This is a genomic window from Chrysosporum bergii ANA360D, from assembly GCF_029891735.1.
Lineage (GTDB): Bacteria > Cyanobacteriota > Cyanobacteriia > Cyanobacteriales > Nostocaceae > Umezakia > Umezakia bergii.
The window spans coordinates 1-14,164 of the sequence record NZ_JANQDH010000058.1 but is presented as its reverse complement, the minus strand read 5'-3'; the positions used below and the strand labels follow the sequence as shown (position 1 = coordinate 14,164).

Sequence of the window (14,164 nt, the reverse complement as noted above, 5' to 3'; positions counted from 1 at the left end):
ATCAAAATACCTTTCTAAGATATAGATAGCAACGACCAAGTTGCCATTAATGATCTTCACCCATCAGCCAAATCCTAGAGAGTAACAAAAATGACTCAAGCGCCCGAATCTTTAAACCTATCTGTGAATGATGCCACCAAGAAAAGCTTAGATCGTGATTGTACAACATTATCCCGTCACGTACTCGAACAAATGCACAGTTTTGGAGCAGAAGCACAAGATTTAAGCGCCGTGATGAATCGCATCGCCTTAGCAGGTAAACTCATAGCTCGTCGCCTCAGTCGCGCCGGACTAATGGAAGGCGTTCTGGGATTCTCCGGAGATATCAACGTCCAGGGAGAAAGCGTCAAAAACATGGATGTCTACGCCAACGATGTATTCATCTCTGTATTCAAGCAAAGCGGCTTAGTTTGTCGCCTAGCCTCCGAAGAAATGGAAGCACCGTACTACATCCCAGAAAACTGCCCCATCGGTCGCTACACTTTACTCTATGACCCCATTGACGGCTCATCGAATACAGATACTAACTTAAGTTTGGGTTCCATATTCTCCCTTCGACAACAACAAGGCGACGACAAAGATCAAACAGCATCTGACCTCCTCACCAACGGACACAAGCAAATTGCCGCCGGATACATACTCTATGGACCCAGCACCATGCTAGTTTATACCATGGGCAACGGAGTTCATTCATTCACCCTAGATCCCAGCCTCGGGGAATTTATCCTCTCAGAAGAAAACATCCGCATCCCTAACCACGGTTCAGTATATAGCGTTAACGAAGGTAACTTTTGGCAATGGGAAGAATCTATGCGGGAATATATCCGCTACGTCCACCGCACGGAAGGTTACACAGCCCGTTACAGTGGAGCCATGGTCAGCGACATCCACCGCATATTAGTTCAAGGTGGTGTATTTCTCTACCCAGGCACAATACAGAAACCAGAAGGTAAATTGCGGCTTCTCTATGAAACAGCCCCGTTAGCCTTTGTCATAGAACAAGCAGGAGGACGCGCCACCACAGGATTAGTAGACATTTTAGACGTAGTACCCAAAAAACTGCATCAACGTACACCTTTAATAATTGGTAGTAAACAAGACGTGGCCAAAGTAGAATCCTTCATTCAAAATGGACACTAAAACCCCAGGAGAAAAAGACTCCAACAGCACCAAAGCTAGAATTAAAAATACGCCAATTTTACCAACCGTACGCAAAACCTGACCACAGCCATGTAATTAGACAACATCTCTACTTATGAATTAAAAATTACTTCACCTGGTTGATGTCATAAGTGATTGGCAAAGCGACAATTCAAAAAAGTCTTCTTTATGAACAGGAGAAAAACCACAGCCATGGCAACCAATCACATACACCAAATCAAACAACATGGTCAAAGCATCTGGATGGATAACTTGAACCGTGAAATCATTCAATCAGGAGAACTGCAAAACCTAGTAGAAAATCAGGGTATTTCTGGCATCACCTCCAACCCCACTATCTTTGAACAAGCCATCGCCAACAACCCCATTTATGACCCCGACATCCAAGCAGGAATTCGCGCCGGACTACCCACATACCAAATTTACGAAAACCTTGTTTTTGCCGACATACGCAACGCCTGCGACATACTCCGCCCCGTATATCAAGCCAGTCGTAGACTAGATGGTTACGTTAGTATAGAAATACCCCCCACCATCGCCCATGAAACCCAAGCATCAATAGCAGAAGCCAGGCGCTATAGCCAAGAAATCGGGCGAGAAAACCTATTGGTAAAAATTCCTGGAACACCAGCAGGACTACCCGCAGTAGAACAAGCCATATCCGAAGGCATCAATATTAACATTACTCTGTTGTTCTCAGTAGATAGCTACATCAAAACAGCAGAGGCTTATATGGCTGGCTTAGAAAAAAGGGCAGCACAAAATCAAGACCTCAGCCAAATAGCTTCAGTAGCCAGCTTCTTTCTCAGTCGCATAGACACTAACATTGATGCCAAAATAGAAGCCAAAATGAAGCGTGGACTGGACGACATCACCCAGGAAGCAAAACTGCAAGCCATCCGGGGCAAAATAGCCATAGCTAACGCCAAAATTGCCTACCAGGAATACAAAAAAATCATTCACAGCCAGAGATGGCAAACCCTAGCAGCTAAAGGAGCCAACCAACAAAAACTACTCTGGGCTAGCACCAGCACCAAAAACCCCCTATACAGCGACGTTATGTATGTAGAAGAATTAATAGGACCCGACACCATCAACACCCTACCACCAGCCACCATTGCTGCTTGTGCCGACCATTGTCAAGTAGCTAATCGCTTAGAAACAGGAGTTGAAGAAGCCCACCAACTCATAGAAAGCCTTAAAGACCCAGACATTAACATTGATCTCAATATTGTCATGGACGAACTCCTAAAAGAAGGCATTGACAAATTTGTCAAACCCTACCAGTCCTTGATGAACTCTTTAGAAAACAAAATCAGGTTATTGTCACCCGTGTAAGCATTCTCGTTGAGAGAAAACCAAACCAACAACACACCACTCAACAGCCCACTGAAAACATTATGATTACCCTTCTAGAAAATCCCTTGCGCGTTGGTCTGCAACAGCAAGGAATGCCCGAACCCCAAATAATAGTCATCTTTGGCGCATCAGGTGACCTTACTTGGCGTAAACTCGTCCCCGCACTGTACAAACTGCGGCGAGAAGGACGCATACCACCAGAAATAACAGTAGTGGGCGTAGCACGAAGAGAGTGGAGCCATGAATACTTCCGGGAGCAAATGGAAAAAGGGATGACAGAAGCCCATCCTAACGTCCCATTAGGAGAACTCTGGCAAGACTTTTCTCAACGTCTGTATTATTGTCCCGGAGATATAGACAAACCAGAAAGCTATCACAAACTAAAAACCTTCCTCACTGAACTAGACGAAAAAGAGAACACCAGAGGAAACCGGATGTTCTATCTTTCCGTAGCTCCCAACTTCTTTCCCGAAGCCATCAGACAGCTAGGAAGCGCCGGAATGCTACAGGACTCCTACAAACATCGTCTAGTCATTGAAAAACCCTTTGGTCGTGACCTGGCATCAGCACAAAGTCTTAACCAAGTAGTAAAAAAGTACTGCCAAGAAAACCAAGTCTACCGTATAGACCACTACCTAGGTAAAGAAACAGTTCAAAACCTCCTAGTATTCCGCTTCGCCAACGCCATATTTGAGCCATTGTGGAATCGTCAATTTGTTGACCACGTACAAATCACTGTAGCAGAAACCGTGGGGGTAGAAGACCGAGCGGGCTACTACGAAAAAGCCGGCGCTCTCAGGGATATGCTGCAAAATCACCTGATGCAGCTTTACTGCTTAACGGCAATGGAAGCACCCAACTCAATGGATGCCGACAGTATCCGCACGGAAAAAGTAAAAGTATTACAAGCTACTCGATTAGCTGATGTTCCCAACTTGTCACGTTCAGCAGTGCGAGGTCAATATAGTGCAGGTTGGATGAAAGGGCAACAAGTCCCCGGTTATCACCAAGAACCGGGAGTAGACCCTAACTCTATCACTCCTACTTATGTGGCTATGAAGTTCTTGGTTGATAACTGGCGCTGGCAAGGAGTTCCTTTTTACTTGCGTACAGGGAAGCGGATGCCTAAAAAGGTGAGTGAAATATCTATTCACTTCCGCGATGTTCCTTCTCGGATGTTTCAATCTGCAGCCCAACAGAGAAACGCCAATGTTTTAGCTATGCGGATTCAGCCTAATGAAGGAATTTCTTTACGCTTTGATGTCAAAATGCCAGGGGCAGAATTTCGCACTCGTTCTGTTGATATGGACTTTAGTTACGGTTCCTTCGGCATTCAAGCAACTTCCGATGCTTACGATCGCCTTTTTCTTGACTGTATGATGGGCGACCAAACACTATTTACACGAGCGGACGAAGTAGAAGCAGCATGGCAAGTAGTAACCCCTGCCCTTTCTGTTTGGGATGCACCCGCAGATCCGGCCACCATTCCTCGCTATGAAGCAGGAACATGGGAACCAGCAGAGGCTGAACTGCTCATTAACCAAGATGGTCGTAGCTGGCGCAGGCTGTAAAAAGCATCATATCTGACCAATGACCAATAACCAATAACTAATGACCAAACTACTATGATTTCCCAAGCTCCTACAATTTTTTCTCTTCAGGCTCCCAAAGATACTTCCCTGAACGAAATAGAAACAGAACTGAATCAAATTTGGCAAAGTTACGGTATTAGCGGAGAAGATGGAGGGCTACCCGCAGCCACCAGAGCCACAACATTTACCCTAGTGGTTTACGAACCAGAGGAAACTCAATATTTGTTAGCTGCTTTAGGATTTTATACCGGACCTATTGATGGTATTCTCGGTCCACAAATGACAGCGGCCCTACGGCAAGTACAAGTTAAATATGGCTTACCTGAAACAGGTACAGCCACACCAGAAACACTGAAGGTTTTGCGGGAAGAGTTCGCCAAACGTCAGGGAAACATGGCCACCGGGGAAAGCGTGGCTTATAACTTCAGTCCCATTAACCCAGCAATTGCCGATGAAATCGCCCTGCGTAACCCCTGCCGGATTATCGCTTTATTTCCCATCGCCGGGGAAGATGAGGGGGTAAAAGCTCAAGTTTCTGCCTACTGCCCCATTCAAAAGCAAAGTTCAAGTACACTGATCTGCTGTGAATACATCACCTTAACTGGAACTGCTGCCGCTTTGGAACGAGTGGGAGGAATGATCCCAGCATTATTAATTGGTGGACTGCCCAAGTTTCTCTGGTGGAAAGCCACACCAGACCCTAACAATAATTTGTTTAAGCGACTAGCGGCGGTCTGCAATAATGTTATTGTTGACTCTTGTAACTTTAACGAGCCAGAAACTGATTTATTAAGTCTCCAGAAATTAGTAGAAACTGGTGTTCCCCTAGCTGACTTAAACTGGCGACGATTATCAGCATGGCAGGAGTTAACAGCCCAAGCCTACGACTCTCCCCATCGTCGCGCCGGACTGAGGGAAATTGACCGGGTGACTATTGACTACGAAAAAGGCAACCCCACCCAAGCCATGCTGTTTGTGGGTTGGCTGGCAAGTCGCCTACAATGGTCGCCGGTTTCCTATAAAAAGGAAGCTGGTGACTATGATATCACTAAAATTACCTTTGTTTCCCCTGACCAGCGACAAGTTGAAGCCGAGTTAGCCGGAGTTCCGGTGGCTGATGTGGGTGAGGTTGTGGGTGATTTAATTGCTCTACGCCTCAGTTCAATCAATGCCCAGGCTGAGTCTAGTACTGTTATATGTTCCGAGACTGGGGGCTGTATGCGGATGGAAACACACGGCGGCGCTCAATCCCCTGGTCTATTTCAACAGGTGGGTTCACTTTCAGAACAAAAAGCGGAAGCTTTACTAAGTCAGCAGGTACAACGTTGGGGTCGGGAGTTACTGTTTGAAGAAAGCCTACAGGTTATAGCCCAGACTGTCAATTTGGATTGATCTAACTTTTCTTGTGGTGCGGGCATACTTCGACTATACTTCGACTACGCTCAGTACGAAGCGCTCAGTACAAGTCTTGCCCGCTAATGTAATAAATTTGGGTAAAATTGCCCATATTATCTGTTTTTATTTATGGCCTTAGTCATTGCTGGAGAACGTAGTGGAGTGGGGAAAACAACAGTTACCCTCGCTCTTTTGGCATCTTTACGCCGTCGTGGTTTGGCTATACAGTCCTTTAAGGTGGGTCCAGACTACATTGACCCCATGTTTCACGCTCACATCACTGGCCGCCCTTGTCGTAATTTAGATCCAGTACTGACTTCTGAGGCTTATGTTAAAAAATGTTTTGCTGTTTATAGTGGAGAGTGTGAATACTCCCTAGTTGAAGGCGTAATGGGTCTTTTTGACGGGGTTAAATATGTTCACAATCAACCAGAAAGTATTATTACTAGCGATTTTGCGAGTACCGCACACGTGGCGAGGCTGTTAGATTTACCTGTGATATTAGTAATTGATTGTAGCCGTTTGTCTGGTTCGGTGGCTGCCATCGCTCACGGTTATTGTTCTTTTGATTCTAGAGTTAAAATGGCTGGGTTGGTGTTAAATAGGGTGGGAAGCGATCGCCATTTATCTCTTCTGCAAGATTCTCTACAACCACTAAATTTACCTGTTCTCGGTGTCCTGCGTCGTCAAGATAATATTACCATACCCGATCGCCATCTGGGTTTAGTCCCTAGTGCCGAATTACCTGAGTTGGACACTGTAATTAATCGTCTGGCTGATTTGGGAGAAAGTTGTTTTAATTGGGAATACATACTACCACTGTTACAACCCAAAAAAGCCCCGGGGCAAAACCAGGGTGATGGAGTGAAGTTATGGAGTTATTCTAGTTCTGAACCGGTGAAAATTGCCGTAGCACGCGATCGCGCTTTTAATTTCTATTATCAAGATAATCTTGATTTATTACAAAACTTAGGTGCAGAATTAGTTTTTTGGAGTCCTTTGGCTGATACTGAATTACCCCCTAGTGTGCAAGGAATGTATTTTGGTGGGGGTTTTCCTGAAGTTTTCGCCCAGCAACTAACAGAAAATACCGCCATTCTCAAAGCAGTAAAAAAGGCAATTCTCCAAGGAATACCCACCATTGCCGAATGTGGAGGTTTAATGTATTTGTGTGAACAAATTATTGATTTTGAAGGTAACTCTTGGCCTATGGTGGGGGTGTTACCCACATCTGCTGTTATGGGGGGGCGTTTAACTTTAGGTTATCGTCGCGCAGTTGCTTTACAAGATAACTTATTAGTGTCATCAGGTACAAACTTTTACGGGCATGAGTTTCATCGTTCCTCTTTAAATATAAATCCCCATCCGCCTTTGTTAGCAACTTATCGTTATGATAGTCAGGAAAATCTGGGAACTGAAGGATGGTGTTTACCTACCAATGTTTACGCCTCTTATATTCATTTGCACTGGGGAGAACGGGCAGAAATAGCACTGCGGTTTTTACAACAATGTGGGATTTATCCAAGCGGTTTTTAGCTAAATAAACCATATTTTTATATCTCACCCTCCAGGATACCCAGACGCGGAGGGTGATGTAGACAGAGATGGAGTATAGAGATCAGCAGGTGGTTTAGATACCTGGAAACTATTCAATTACTTAAAATTGCTGTCATATCATCATTGAGTTTGCGAACTAAACGAGATAATTCCCTAATGATATTCACTGCAACTTCGGGAATTTCCTCAATAGCATCGTAAAGTTGCTCCTGGGTTAGTTCCAAAAACTCACAGGGTTCTAAGGTAGTCACAGAAGCAGAACGAGGCTGAGTGTCAAATACTGCCATTTCACCGAAGTATTTTCCCTCTTCTACCTCGGCCAGTTTTTTATCTCCAATGTGGACTTTAACTTTACCAGAAACAATAATGTAAAGCGATCGCCCCTGTTCTCCCTGTCTAAAAATGGTATAATTAGCAGGAAACTGTAACTCGTGCATTACTGAAGCCAGGCGCACAATAAAATCATCTCGCAACTCTTTAAAAATCGGCACTTGGCGGACAAATAATAAGCGGTCAACACTGGTGAGCATGGTTACAATATGATAAATTAAATTATACAAACAATTATACCCCTACTCAACACATTGCAATCATAAAAATCTCCTAGTGCGGGCATCTTCCCTAGGGTTAAACCCCGCGTTCATGTCCAAAAATCCATACAATGCCGTCACTACAAGAGTTATGATCTAACTAAAAAGATTCCCCCCTACACAAGTCATGTTATGGAAAGGTGCGAGATTAATAATAGTATTGCTGGGACTGTGGCTATTCCTGGACTTGGTTTCTCGTCTGGGAGCAGAAATTCTCTGGTTTGAGAATGTGGGCTATTTACAAGTATTTCTACTCAGGTTAGTCACTAGAGGGGGGTTGTGGATACTTGTAGCTGGTGTTAGTGCTGCCTATTTATTAGCAAATCTTCACATAGCAGCAGGGCTAAAATATCCCCGGACTATGAAAATTAAAGAAGTTCAGCGTCAGGAAGCTGGACTTAATACAGACTTGCAAAATTTTCTCAGTCCTCACTATACCCAAGGCTATGAAAGACCAACGCCATTATCTCGCACTAAACCATTAACATTAATCTGGTTACTACCCATCGGCTTGGTATTAACTTTATTGGTGGGATTAATGTTAGTTCACTATCTGGATATAGCCATTACCTACTGGCATTCTCCCATTACTAGAGATATTCCACCAGTCCCGCCCTTGTTTCGACCAGAGAGAATTTGGCAGTTGATGAAAGTGCAAGTTTTCTCCTCGGTTTGGTATGTTGGCTTAATTGCAGTGGTGGGTGTGTCCATTTTAATGTATCCCAAAATTATATTACAAACTATAGCCATTGCTTTTAGTCTGTTATTGGCTTGGATACTATCTCACAACTGGGCTAGAGTGCTGCAATATTTTCAGCCCACGGCTTTTAACGCTTCTGAGCCTTTATTTAATCTAGATATTAGCTTTTATATATACTCTCTGCCATTTTGGGAACTGCTGGAACTGTGGTTTGTGGGGTTGTTTTTGTATGGCTTTATAGCTGTAGCCCTAACTTACCTCCTCTCTGCTAACAGTCTCAGCCAAGGAATTTTTCCTGGGTTTTCCTCTCAGCAACAGCGTCATTTATTCGCCCTGAGTGGCTTATTCATGCTGGTTGTGTCCTTTAGTTATTGGCTGAGTCGTTATGAATTGGTTTATTCTCAACGTGGGGTGACATACGGTGCTAGTTACACCGATGTAGTGGCAGTTTTGCCAGCTTACACAGTTTTATGTGTCTTGGCCTTGGGAGTGGCTTTTTATTTATTGTGGCGGACAATTTCTTGGAAGCCCCACTCTCTCCATCGCCAATCGCTATTTTACGGACTAGGGATTTATGTGTTGGTGGTGGTCGCCGCTGATTTTATCTTACCTACAGTAGTGCAGTATTTAGTGGTTCAACCCAATGAATTACAACGAGAGCAACCCTACATTGAGCGTACCATTGCTTTAACTCGGCAAGCATTTGATTTAGACGTGATTGATGTGCAAACCTTTAACCCCACAGGAAACTTAACTAAAGCCGACTTGGAAAAAAATGATTTAACTATTCGTAATATTCGCCTTTGGGATCAACAACCACTGCTAGAGACTAACCGTCAGCTGCAACAAATTCGACTATATTACCGCTTTCCTGATGCGGATATTGACCGCTACACTCTTTTTAAAGAATTACCCAGCCAAAGACCCGCAGCACCAACACAGTCTGCATCAACTAACCAAGCAGAAAACCAAGCCACGGAACGACGACAGGTATTGATTGCCGCTAGGGAACTAGATTATACTGCCGTACCCCAACAAGCCCAAACATGGGTCAACCGCCGTTTAATTTATACTCACGGTTTTGGTTTTACCATGAGTCCAGTTAATACAGTAGGACCGGGTGGGCTACCTGAGTATTTTGTTAAAGATATCGCCGGCAATGATCAAAGCCCCCTGGCTACCTCCAGTGAGGCTATTCGTGACAGTATCCCCATTGGTAACCCCCGTATCTATTTCGGCGAAATAACTGATAATCATGTGATGACTGGCACGAGAGTTCAAGAGTTAGACTTTCCTAGTGGCAGTGATAATGTTTACCATGTTTATGATGGGCTGGGGGGAATTTCCATTGGCGCACCTTGGCGACGGTTATTATTTGCTATGTATTTAAAAGATTGGCAAATGTTATTTACACGTGACTTTTTGCCAGATACTAAGGTATTATTCCGGCGCAATATTAAAGAACGCATTAGAGCTATTGCACCTTTTTTACAATTTGATAGCAACCCCTACTTAGTGGCGGCTGATGCCAGCCCTGATGGTAATGACAATAACGATTTTGAAAGTAATGGCAATTATCTCTACTGGATTATAGATGCTTACACCATTAGCGATCGCTATCCCTACTCAGACATCACCAGCGAAGAAATAAACTACATCCGTAACTCAGTAAAAGTAGTAGTTGATGCCTACCACGGCACTGTTAACTTTTACGTTGCTGACTCTAGCGACCCCATTATTAACACTTGGTCCAAAATATTTCCCAACACCTTTAAACCCCTCAGTGACCTACCTCCAACCCTCCTGAAGCATATCCGCTATCCAGTGGACCTGTTCAAAATTCAATCTGAACGATTGATGACCTACCACATGACAGACCCCCAGGTTTTTTATAATCGAGAAGACCAGTGGCAAATACCACAGGAAATCTACGGGAATAAAGCCCGACCAGTAGACCCCTACTATTTAATTACCAGTCTCCCCACCGTCCCCTTTGAAGAATTTATTCTCTTACTACCCTACACCCCCAAACAACGCTCTAATTTAATTGCTTGGTTAGCCGCGCGATCGGATGGCGAAAATTATGGTAAGTTGCTGTTGTACGTATTTCCTAAAGAACGCCTGGTTTACGGACCAGAGCAAATTGAAGCCAGAATTAACCAAGATCCGGTAATTTCCCAGCAAATTTCCCTGTGGAATCGTCAAGGTTCTAGAGTTGTCCAGGGTAACTTATTAATTATCCCCATTGAGCAATCCTTATTATACGTGGAGCCAATATATTTAGAAGCCACCCAAAATAGACTACCAACCTTGGTTAGGGTAATTGTGGCTTTTGAAAATCGCATTGTTATGGCTCCCACCCTAGAACAAGCATTAGAAGGAATTTTTCAGCCTGAAGTCACCCCAGCCCCAGCCATTATTCGCCCAGTGGAAGAACCAACAGCCCCAGAATAAAACCAGTTCCAAAACTAAAAAATGATCACGGGTAATTATTGCAGTAGTGGGAATTTTAGCCAGTTGTAATGAAGCGATGATTAGCGCGGAGAATTGACCGGTTCACCCATTGATAGTCTTTCCACAGCACCAAATCAACAACTGGCATGGGAATGGGATTATGAAAAACAAGGCTTGACCCTATACTGTGTAGAGTTTTCAATTTCCCGTCATCCCTGTTGATATATTATTTAAACCGCAAGTACAGTATTTGTCATGCCAAATTGGCAAGTATTTTAATTTATTGGTCAACTCATAGCATTTCCTAAACACCTGAGATATAAACTTGAGCAACGCTGGGGCGTTGCTTGGTGCTTGGAGTTTGGTTAAAAACGATAATTTCGACTCCTTTGCACGGTTTCGCTATTCCGTACCCACAAACTAACTGGTACAGCATTACCTTGAGGATCTACCTTAACTCTGACTGTAATTGGTTGAATTTGTCTGCTTTGATTTCCTCTCGTTGGTGGGACGGTTTGGAAAATATCGTTAGTAATTTGCTGCCGTTGCTGTTGGGGAAGGTAGTATGTTTCTATTCCATAAATAATGGCATTGTTATCATACACACCTTTTAAAGCTACTTGATTCCTGGGTAAAGACTGGGGTAGATCGCTAGTGACCCGTACTGGTTTCCAAGGTCTGGGAATACTAAGATTTGATGAAATCGGTTGCTCCTGTAAAATTAGGTATAAGTTGGTTCCTGAACGTAGTTGTCTGTTTCTACCCTGATTGGTTTTAACTAAGTTATTCCATCCCGGTAGTCTCCGCAAATTTTCCACACGGGATATATCGTATTCTAATGAAAGAGAAAATTCTTGAACTACATTGTTAGGGCTTTGGGGTAGAGTTTGCAAAATTACATCTCTACCAATGATGTTAGTATACATTGCTTGGACAGGAACTGCCAGAATTATTCCCGTTTGAATGAACAAAGCAAGTAATAGCCGCCATAAAGGTAGAGGCTTGTTGGCTTTTTCTTCTGTAGCAATGAGGTAATCTTTAAAAGTCAGCTTTTCGGAAAACTCGACTTCAGGAGATAATGTTCTCAATGATTTATTTTCACTTGATTCAGAGGAATTACTGCTCATGAGTCTAGTCCTAAAATAATGGTTTATTAGTTTGTCTGGCTTAATACCAGAATTAGGAATGACGCAGAGACTCTCTAAACAAGGTGAAAAAATGAGATTTTGCTAACTATTATAGCTCATAGTCAACAACTCAGCTATTGACATGACAATTAGGAATTAGATTCAGCGGGTAAGCGACGCTCAAACCACAATCCGGCAATAATTAGTGCTGAACCACAGAGAAATAAAACCAGGGACTGAAATAGTCGGTCTGTGTCGTATTCTATAGCCCGACTAATAATTTGCAGGGTTAATAATAGCATACCTACCCAGAAGCTACTTCTGCTATTTAATTTTAATCCTTCTCGAATTAACCCTGATGCCAAAAATGCCAAAAGTACATTGAAGATAAAACTGCCTAGTTCAGCAATGGGAGTAATAGCTAAATGCCAGAAGGGTGTAATAATAATGAAAGCTAAAAAGGTAGTCACAACACCAATGGTGAAAATTACTTCCCGTCTCGGGGGGTTATTTCTCAACCGCAGTAGAGATAGCCATTGTAATACTGCTAAACCACTGAGAATGCCCAAGTCAATGATGGGCACAGACATAAACCAGCTATTAGTGGTACTCGAGGGAAAAGAATTTAATGTAGGGGCTACCCATTGCCAACGAAAGGACAAAACATAAAATACAAGGGCAAAAAATATCAATGCTAGGTTACGGGCTAGGGGTTGAAACAACCTATAGTTGATGGTGGGAAACAGCAAATCGTCATAACTCCAAAATAATGCAGGTGGGAGTACCAAGGCAAAGGAAGCCACCCAGGGAGTTATATTAGCAAAATTCAGCAGAGGTAAAGGGTTAAGATTTAATTGCAAAGTACCAGCAAATACTAAAGCCGCTAAAACAAAAATCCAACGCGATCGACAAAAGTATGCTAAGGGTACAAATAGTAACCACGACAATAAAGGCATATGTCGAACGGCCAAACTCGCCCAATTCCACTCACCTGCAAAACCTGAAAATTCTCCTCTTCCCATCCAATAACCAATTTCAATGAGGATAATGGCCATAGTCCCTAGGGAAGTTAACGATAAACTGTAAGCCATCACCAAAACACCAAATCCCCAGGCTAGAAACAGTTCATTAAGGGAACCGTTAACATTAAAAATCTGCGCCATTAGCAGTATATTTACTCCTAAGACCAAAGCACTTAAAATTAGTAGTCCTTCTCCTAGAATGCGTTTGCTTTGTTTTTCATTCTGTTGACTGTTGCTTGATTGACCTTCTCTCCTGATGTAAAAACCAGTGATACTGGTGGATAGAAACAAACTGATCATCAAAATAAATTTGACTTCCCGTGACCATAATCGCCAGTTTGCTGCTACAAAGGTAATTACACCCAAACACACAAATATCCCACCTATAACAATCACAAGGGAGCGAAAGCGATCGCGTGTTGATGTTTCGAGGTGATTAAATTTATAACGTTGGGCTAGGTCTTGGTATTGGGAAGAGCTAATGAGTCCTTCATCTCGCCACAATTGTGCTTCTCGGCGTAATTTCTGCTGAAAGTTATCTAACATTTATCACCATCTCCGGTATAGTGGTTTCAGATTAATCAGTTTGAGAATGGCGGTCATTGTAATTTCAGTATGCAGCCAAGAGCATAGATAACACTGTTCTTCTACAACATTTTTACTAATGGAAAAACCATCAAATTTATTAATAAAACTTTCACGGCGTTTGTTTACCAACTCTCAGCAACAAGAAAAATTTATTGATACATTAATTCATCCCCATTCTTTTAATCCCGCCATTATTTGGTGTCAAAACCAGCCTGATATATTGCCCTTTACAGTAGAATTGCCAACAAATTGGCAACCCGATTTTGTACATCGTTTATTATTAGGAGAAAAACCGGGTAAACATCCTCTACATGAACAGGGTTATTTTTATTGTTTAGATTTTTCCTCTGTATTTGCTGCTTCTGTTTTATTAACTATTCCCCAACCGTTGGGTTTAGTTTTTGATATGTGTGCCGCCCCTGGTGGAAAAAGTATTTTTGCCAAGATAGCTTTGCAACCTAATTTACTAATTTGTAATGAACAGGACTTACGCAACTGGCACAGGCGATCGCTATATTATAGTATTTGTGTACTGAAATAAGTGACACAACTAGCACAAATAGTGGGCGGGCTTCGCGGTAGCAAAGCGACAAATTGAATCAAACCAAACACATAGAAA

General features: G+C 42.9%; 9 protein-coding genes and 1 pseudogene. 7 read left to right on the top strand and 3 right to left on the bottom strand.

Annotation, left to right across the window (positions count from 1 at the left end; all coding sequences use genetic code 11):
* Positions 1–90: 90 nt before the first annotated feature.
* From fbp to NWP17_RS09190, 5 genes are all read left to right on the top strand, one after another.
* Entirely contained in the window at positions 91–1,140 is a 1,050-nt protein-coding gene (fbp, locus tag NWP17_RS09210; RefSeq protein WP_280654612.1) for a class 1 fructose-bisphosphatase, read from the top strand.
* 213 nt (positions 1,141–1,353) lie between these two features.
* Entirely contained in the window at positions 1,354–2,499 is a 1,146-nt protein-coding gene (gene tal / locus NWP17_RS09205) for a transaldolase (RefSeq protein WP_280654611.1), read from the top strand.
* 62 nt (positions 2,500–2,561) lie between these two features.
* Positions 2,562–4,091, top strand: a complete 1,530-nt coding sequence (gene zwf, locus NWP17_RS09200; RefSeq protein WP_280654610.1) for a glucose-6-phosphate dehydrogenase — start codon at positions 2,562–2,564, stop codon at positions 4,089–4,091.
* A gap of 54 nt (positions 4,092–4,145) precedes the next feature.
* Complete coding sequence (gene opcA, locus NWP17_RS09195; RefSeq protein WP_280654609.1) at positions 4,146–5,504, top strand: glucose-6-phosphate dehydrogenase assembly protein OpcA; 1,359 nt, start codon at positions 4,146–4,148, stop codon at positions 5,502–5,504.
* A gap of 132 nt (positions 5,505–5,636) precedes the next feature.
* The gene (locus NWP17_RS09190; protein WP_280654608.1) at positions 5,637–7,043 is read left to right on the top strand and encodes a cobyrinic acid a,c-diamide synthase CobB; all 1,407 of its coding nucleotides are present in this window, start codon (positions 5,637–5,639) and stop codon (positions 7,041–7,043) included.
* A gap of 113 nt (positions 7,044–7,156) precedes the next feature.
* On the opposite strand, the gene NWP17_RS09185 is transcribed toward NWP17_RS09190, so the two are convergent.
* Complete coding sequence (locus NWP17_RS09185) at positions 7,157–7,594, bottom strand: Crp/Fnr family transcriptional regulator (protein ID WP_280654607.1); 438 nt, start codon at positions 7,592–7,594, stop codon at positions 7,157–7,159.
* Positions 7,595–7,781: 187 nt separating this feature from the next.
* Here NWP17_RS09185 and NWP17_RS09180 point away from each other — a divergent pair, with 187 nt between their 5' ends.
* The gene (locus NWP17_RS09180; RefSeq protein WP_280654606.1) at positions 7,782–10,808 is read left to right on the top strand and encodes a UPF0182 family protein; all 3,027 of its coding nucleotides are present in this window, start codon (positions 7,782–7,784) and stop codon (positions 10,806–10,808) included.
* Between the two features lie 365 nt (positions 10,809–11,173).
* On the opposite strand, the gene NWP17_RS09175 is transcribed toward NWP17_RS09180, so the two are convergent.
* Together NWP17_RS09175 and NWP17_RS09170 are read right to left on the bottom strand one after the other, a co-directional pair.
* On the bottom strand, positions 11,174–11,935 hold the full coding sequence (locus NWP17_RS09175; RefSeq protein WP_280654605.1) for a GDYXXLXY domain-containing protein: 762 nt from the start codon (positions 11,933–11,935) through the stop codon (positions 11,174–11,176).
* Positions 11,936–12,084: 149 nt separating this feature from the next.
* On the bottom strand, positions 12,085–13,503 hold the full coding sequence (locus tag NWP17_RS09170) for a DUF2157 domain-containing protein (protein WP_280654604.1): 1,419 nt from the start codon (positions 13,501–13,503) through the stop codon (positions 12,085–12,087).
* A gap of 118 nt (positions 13,504–13,621) precedes the next feature.
* Between NWP17_RS09170 and NWP17_RS09165 the strand changes: the two are divergent.
* Positions 13,622–14,026 (top strand): annotated as a pseudogene (locus tag NWP17_RS09165) (RsmB/NOP family class I SAM-dependent RNA methyltransferase); the annotation flags it as partial.
* Positions 14,027–14,164: the final 138 nt, after the last annotated feature.

Excerpts from the sequence above, each read along its gene's own strand:
- tal (WP_280654611.1), top strand. The coding sequence starts at position 1,354 with ATGGCAACCAATCACATACACCAAATCAAACAACATGGTCAAAGCATC.
- fbp (WP_280654612.1), top strand. The coding sequence starts at position 91 with ATGACTCAAGCGCCCGAATCTTTAAACCTATCTGTGAATGATGCCACC.
- NWP17_RS09190 (WP_280654608.1), top strand. The coding sequence starts at position 5,637 with ATGGCCTTAGTCATTGCTGGAGAACGTAGTGGAGTGGGGAAAACAACA.
- NWP17_RS09185 (WP_280654607.1), bottom strand. The coding sequence starts at position 7,594 with ATGCTCACCAGTGTTGACCGCTTATTATTTGTCCGCCAAGTGCCGATT.
- NWP17_RS09175 (WP_280654605.1), bottom strand. The coding sequence starts at position 11,935 with ATGAGCAGTAATTCCTCTGAATCAAGTGAAAATAAATCATTGAGAACA.
- zwf (WP_280654610.1), top strand. The coding sequence starts at position 2,562 with ATGATTACCCTTCTAGAAAATCCCTTGCGCGTTGGTCTGCAACAGCAA.
- NWP17_RS09170 (WP_280654604.1), bottom strand. The coding sequence starts at position 13,503 with ATGTTAGATAACTTTCAGCAGAAATTACGCCGAGAAGCACAATTGTGG.
- opcA (WP_280654609.1), top strand. The coding sequence starts at position 4,146 with ATGATTTCCCAAGCTCCTACAATTTTTTCTCTTCAGGCTCCCAAAGAT.
- NWP17_RS09180 (WP_280654606.1), top strand. The coding sequence starts at position 7,782 with ATGTTATGGAAAGGTGCGAGATTAATAATAGTATTGCTGGGACTGTGG.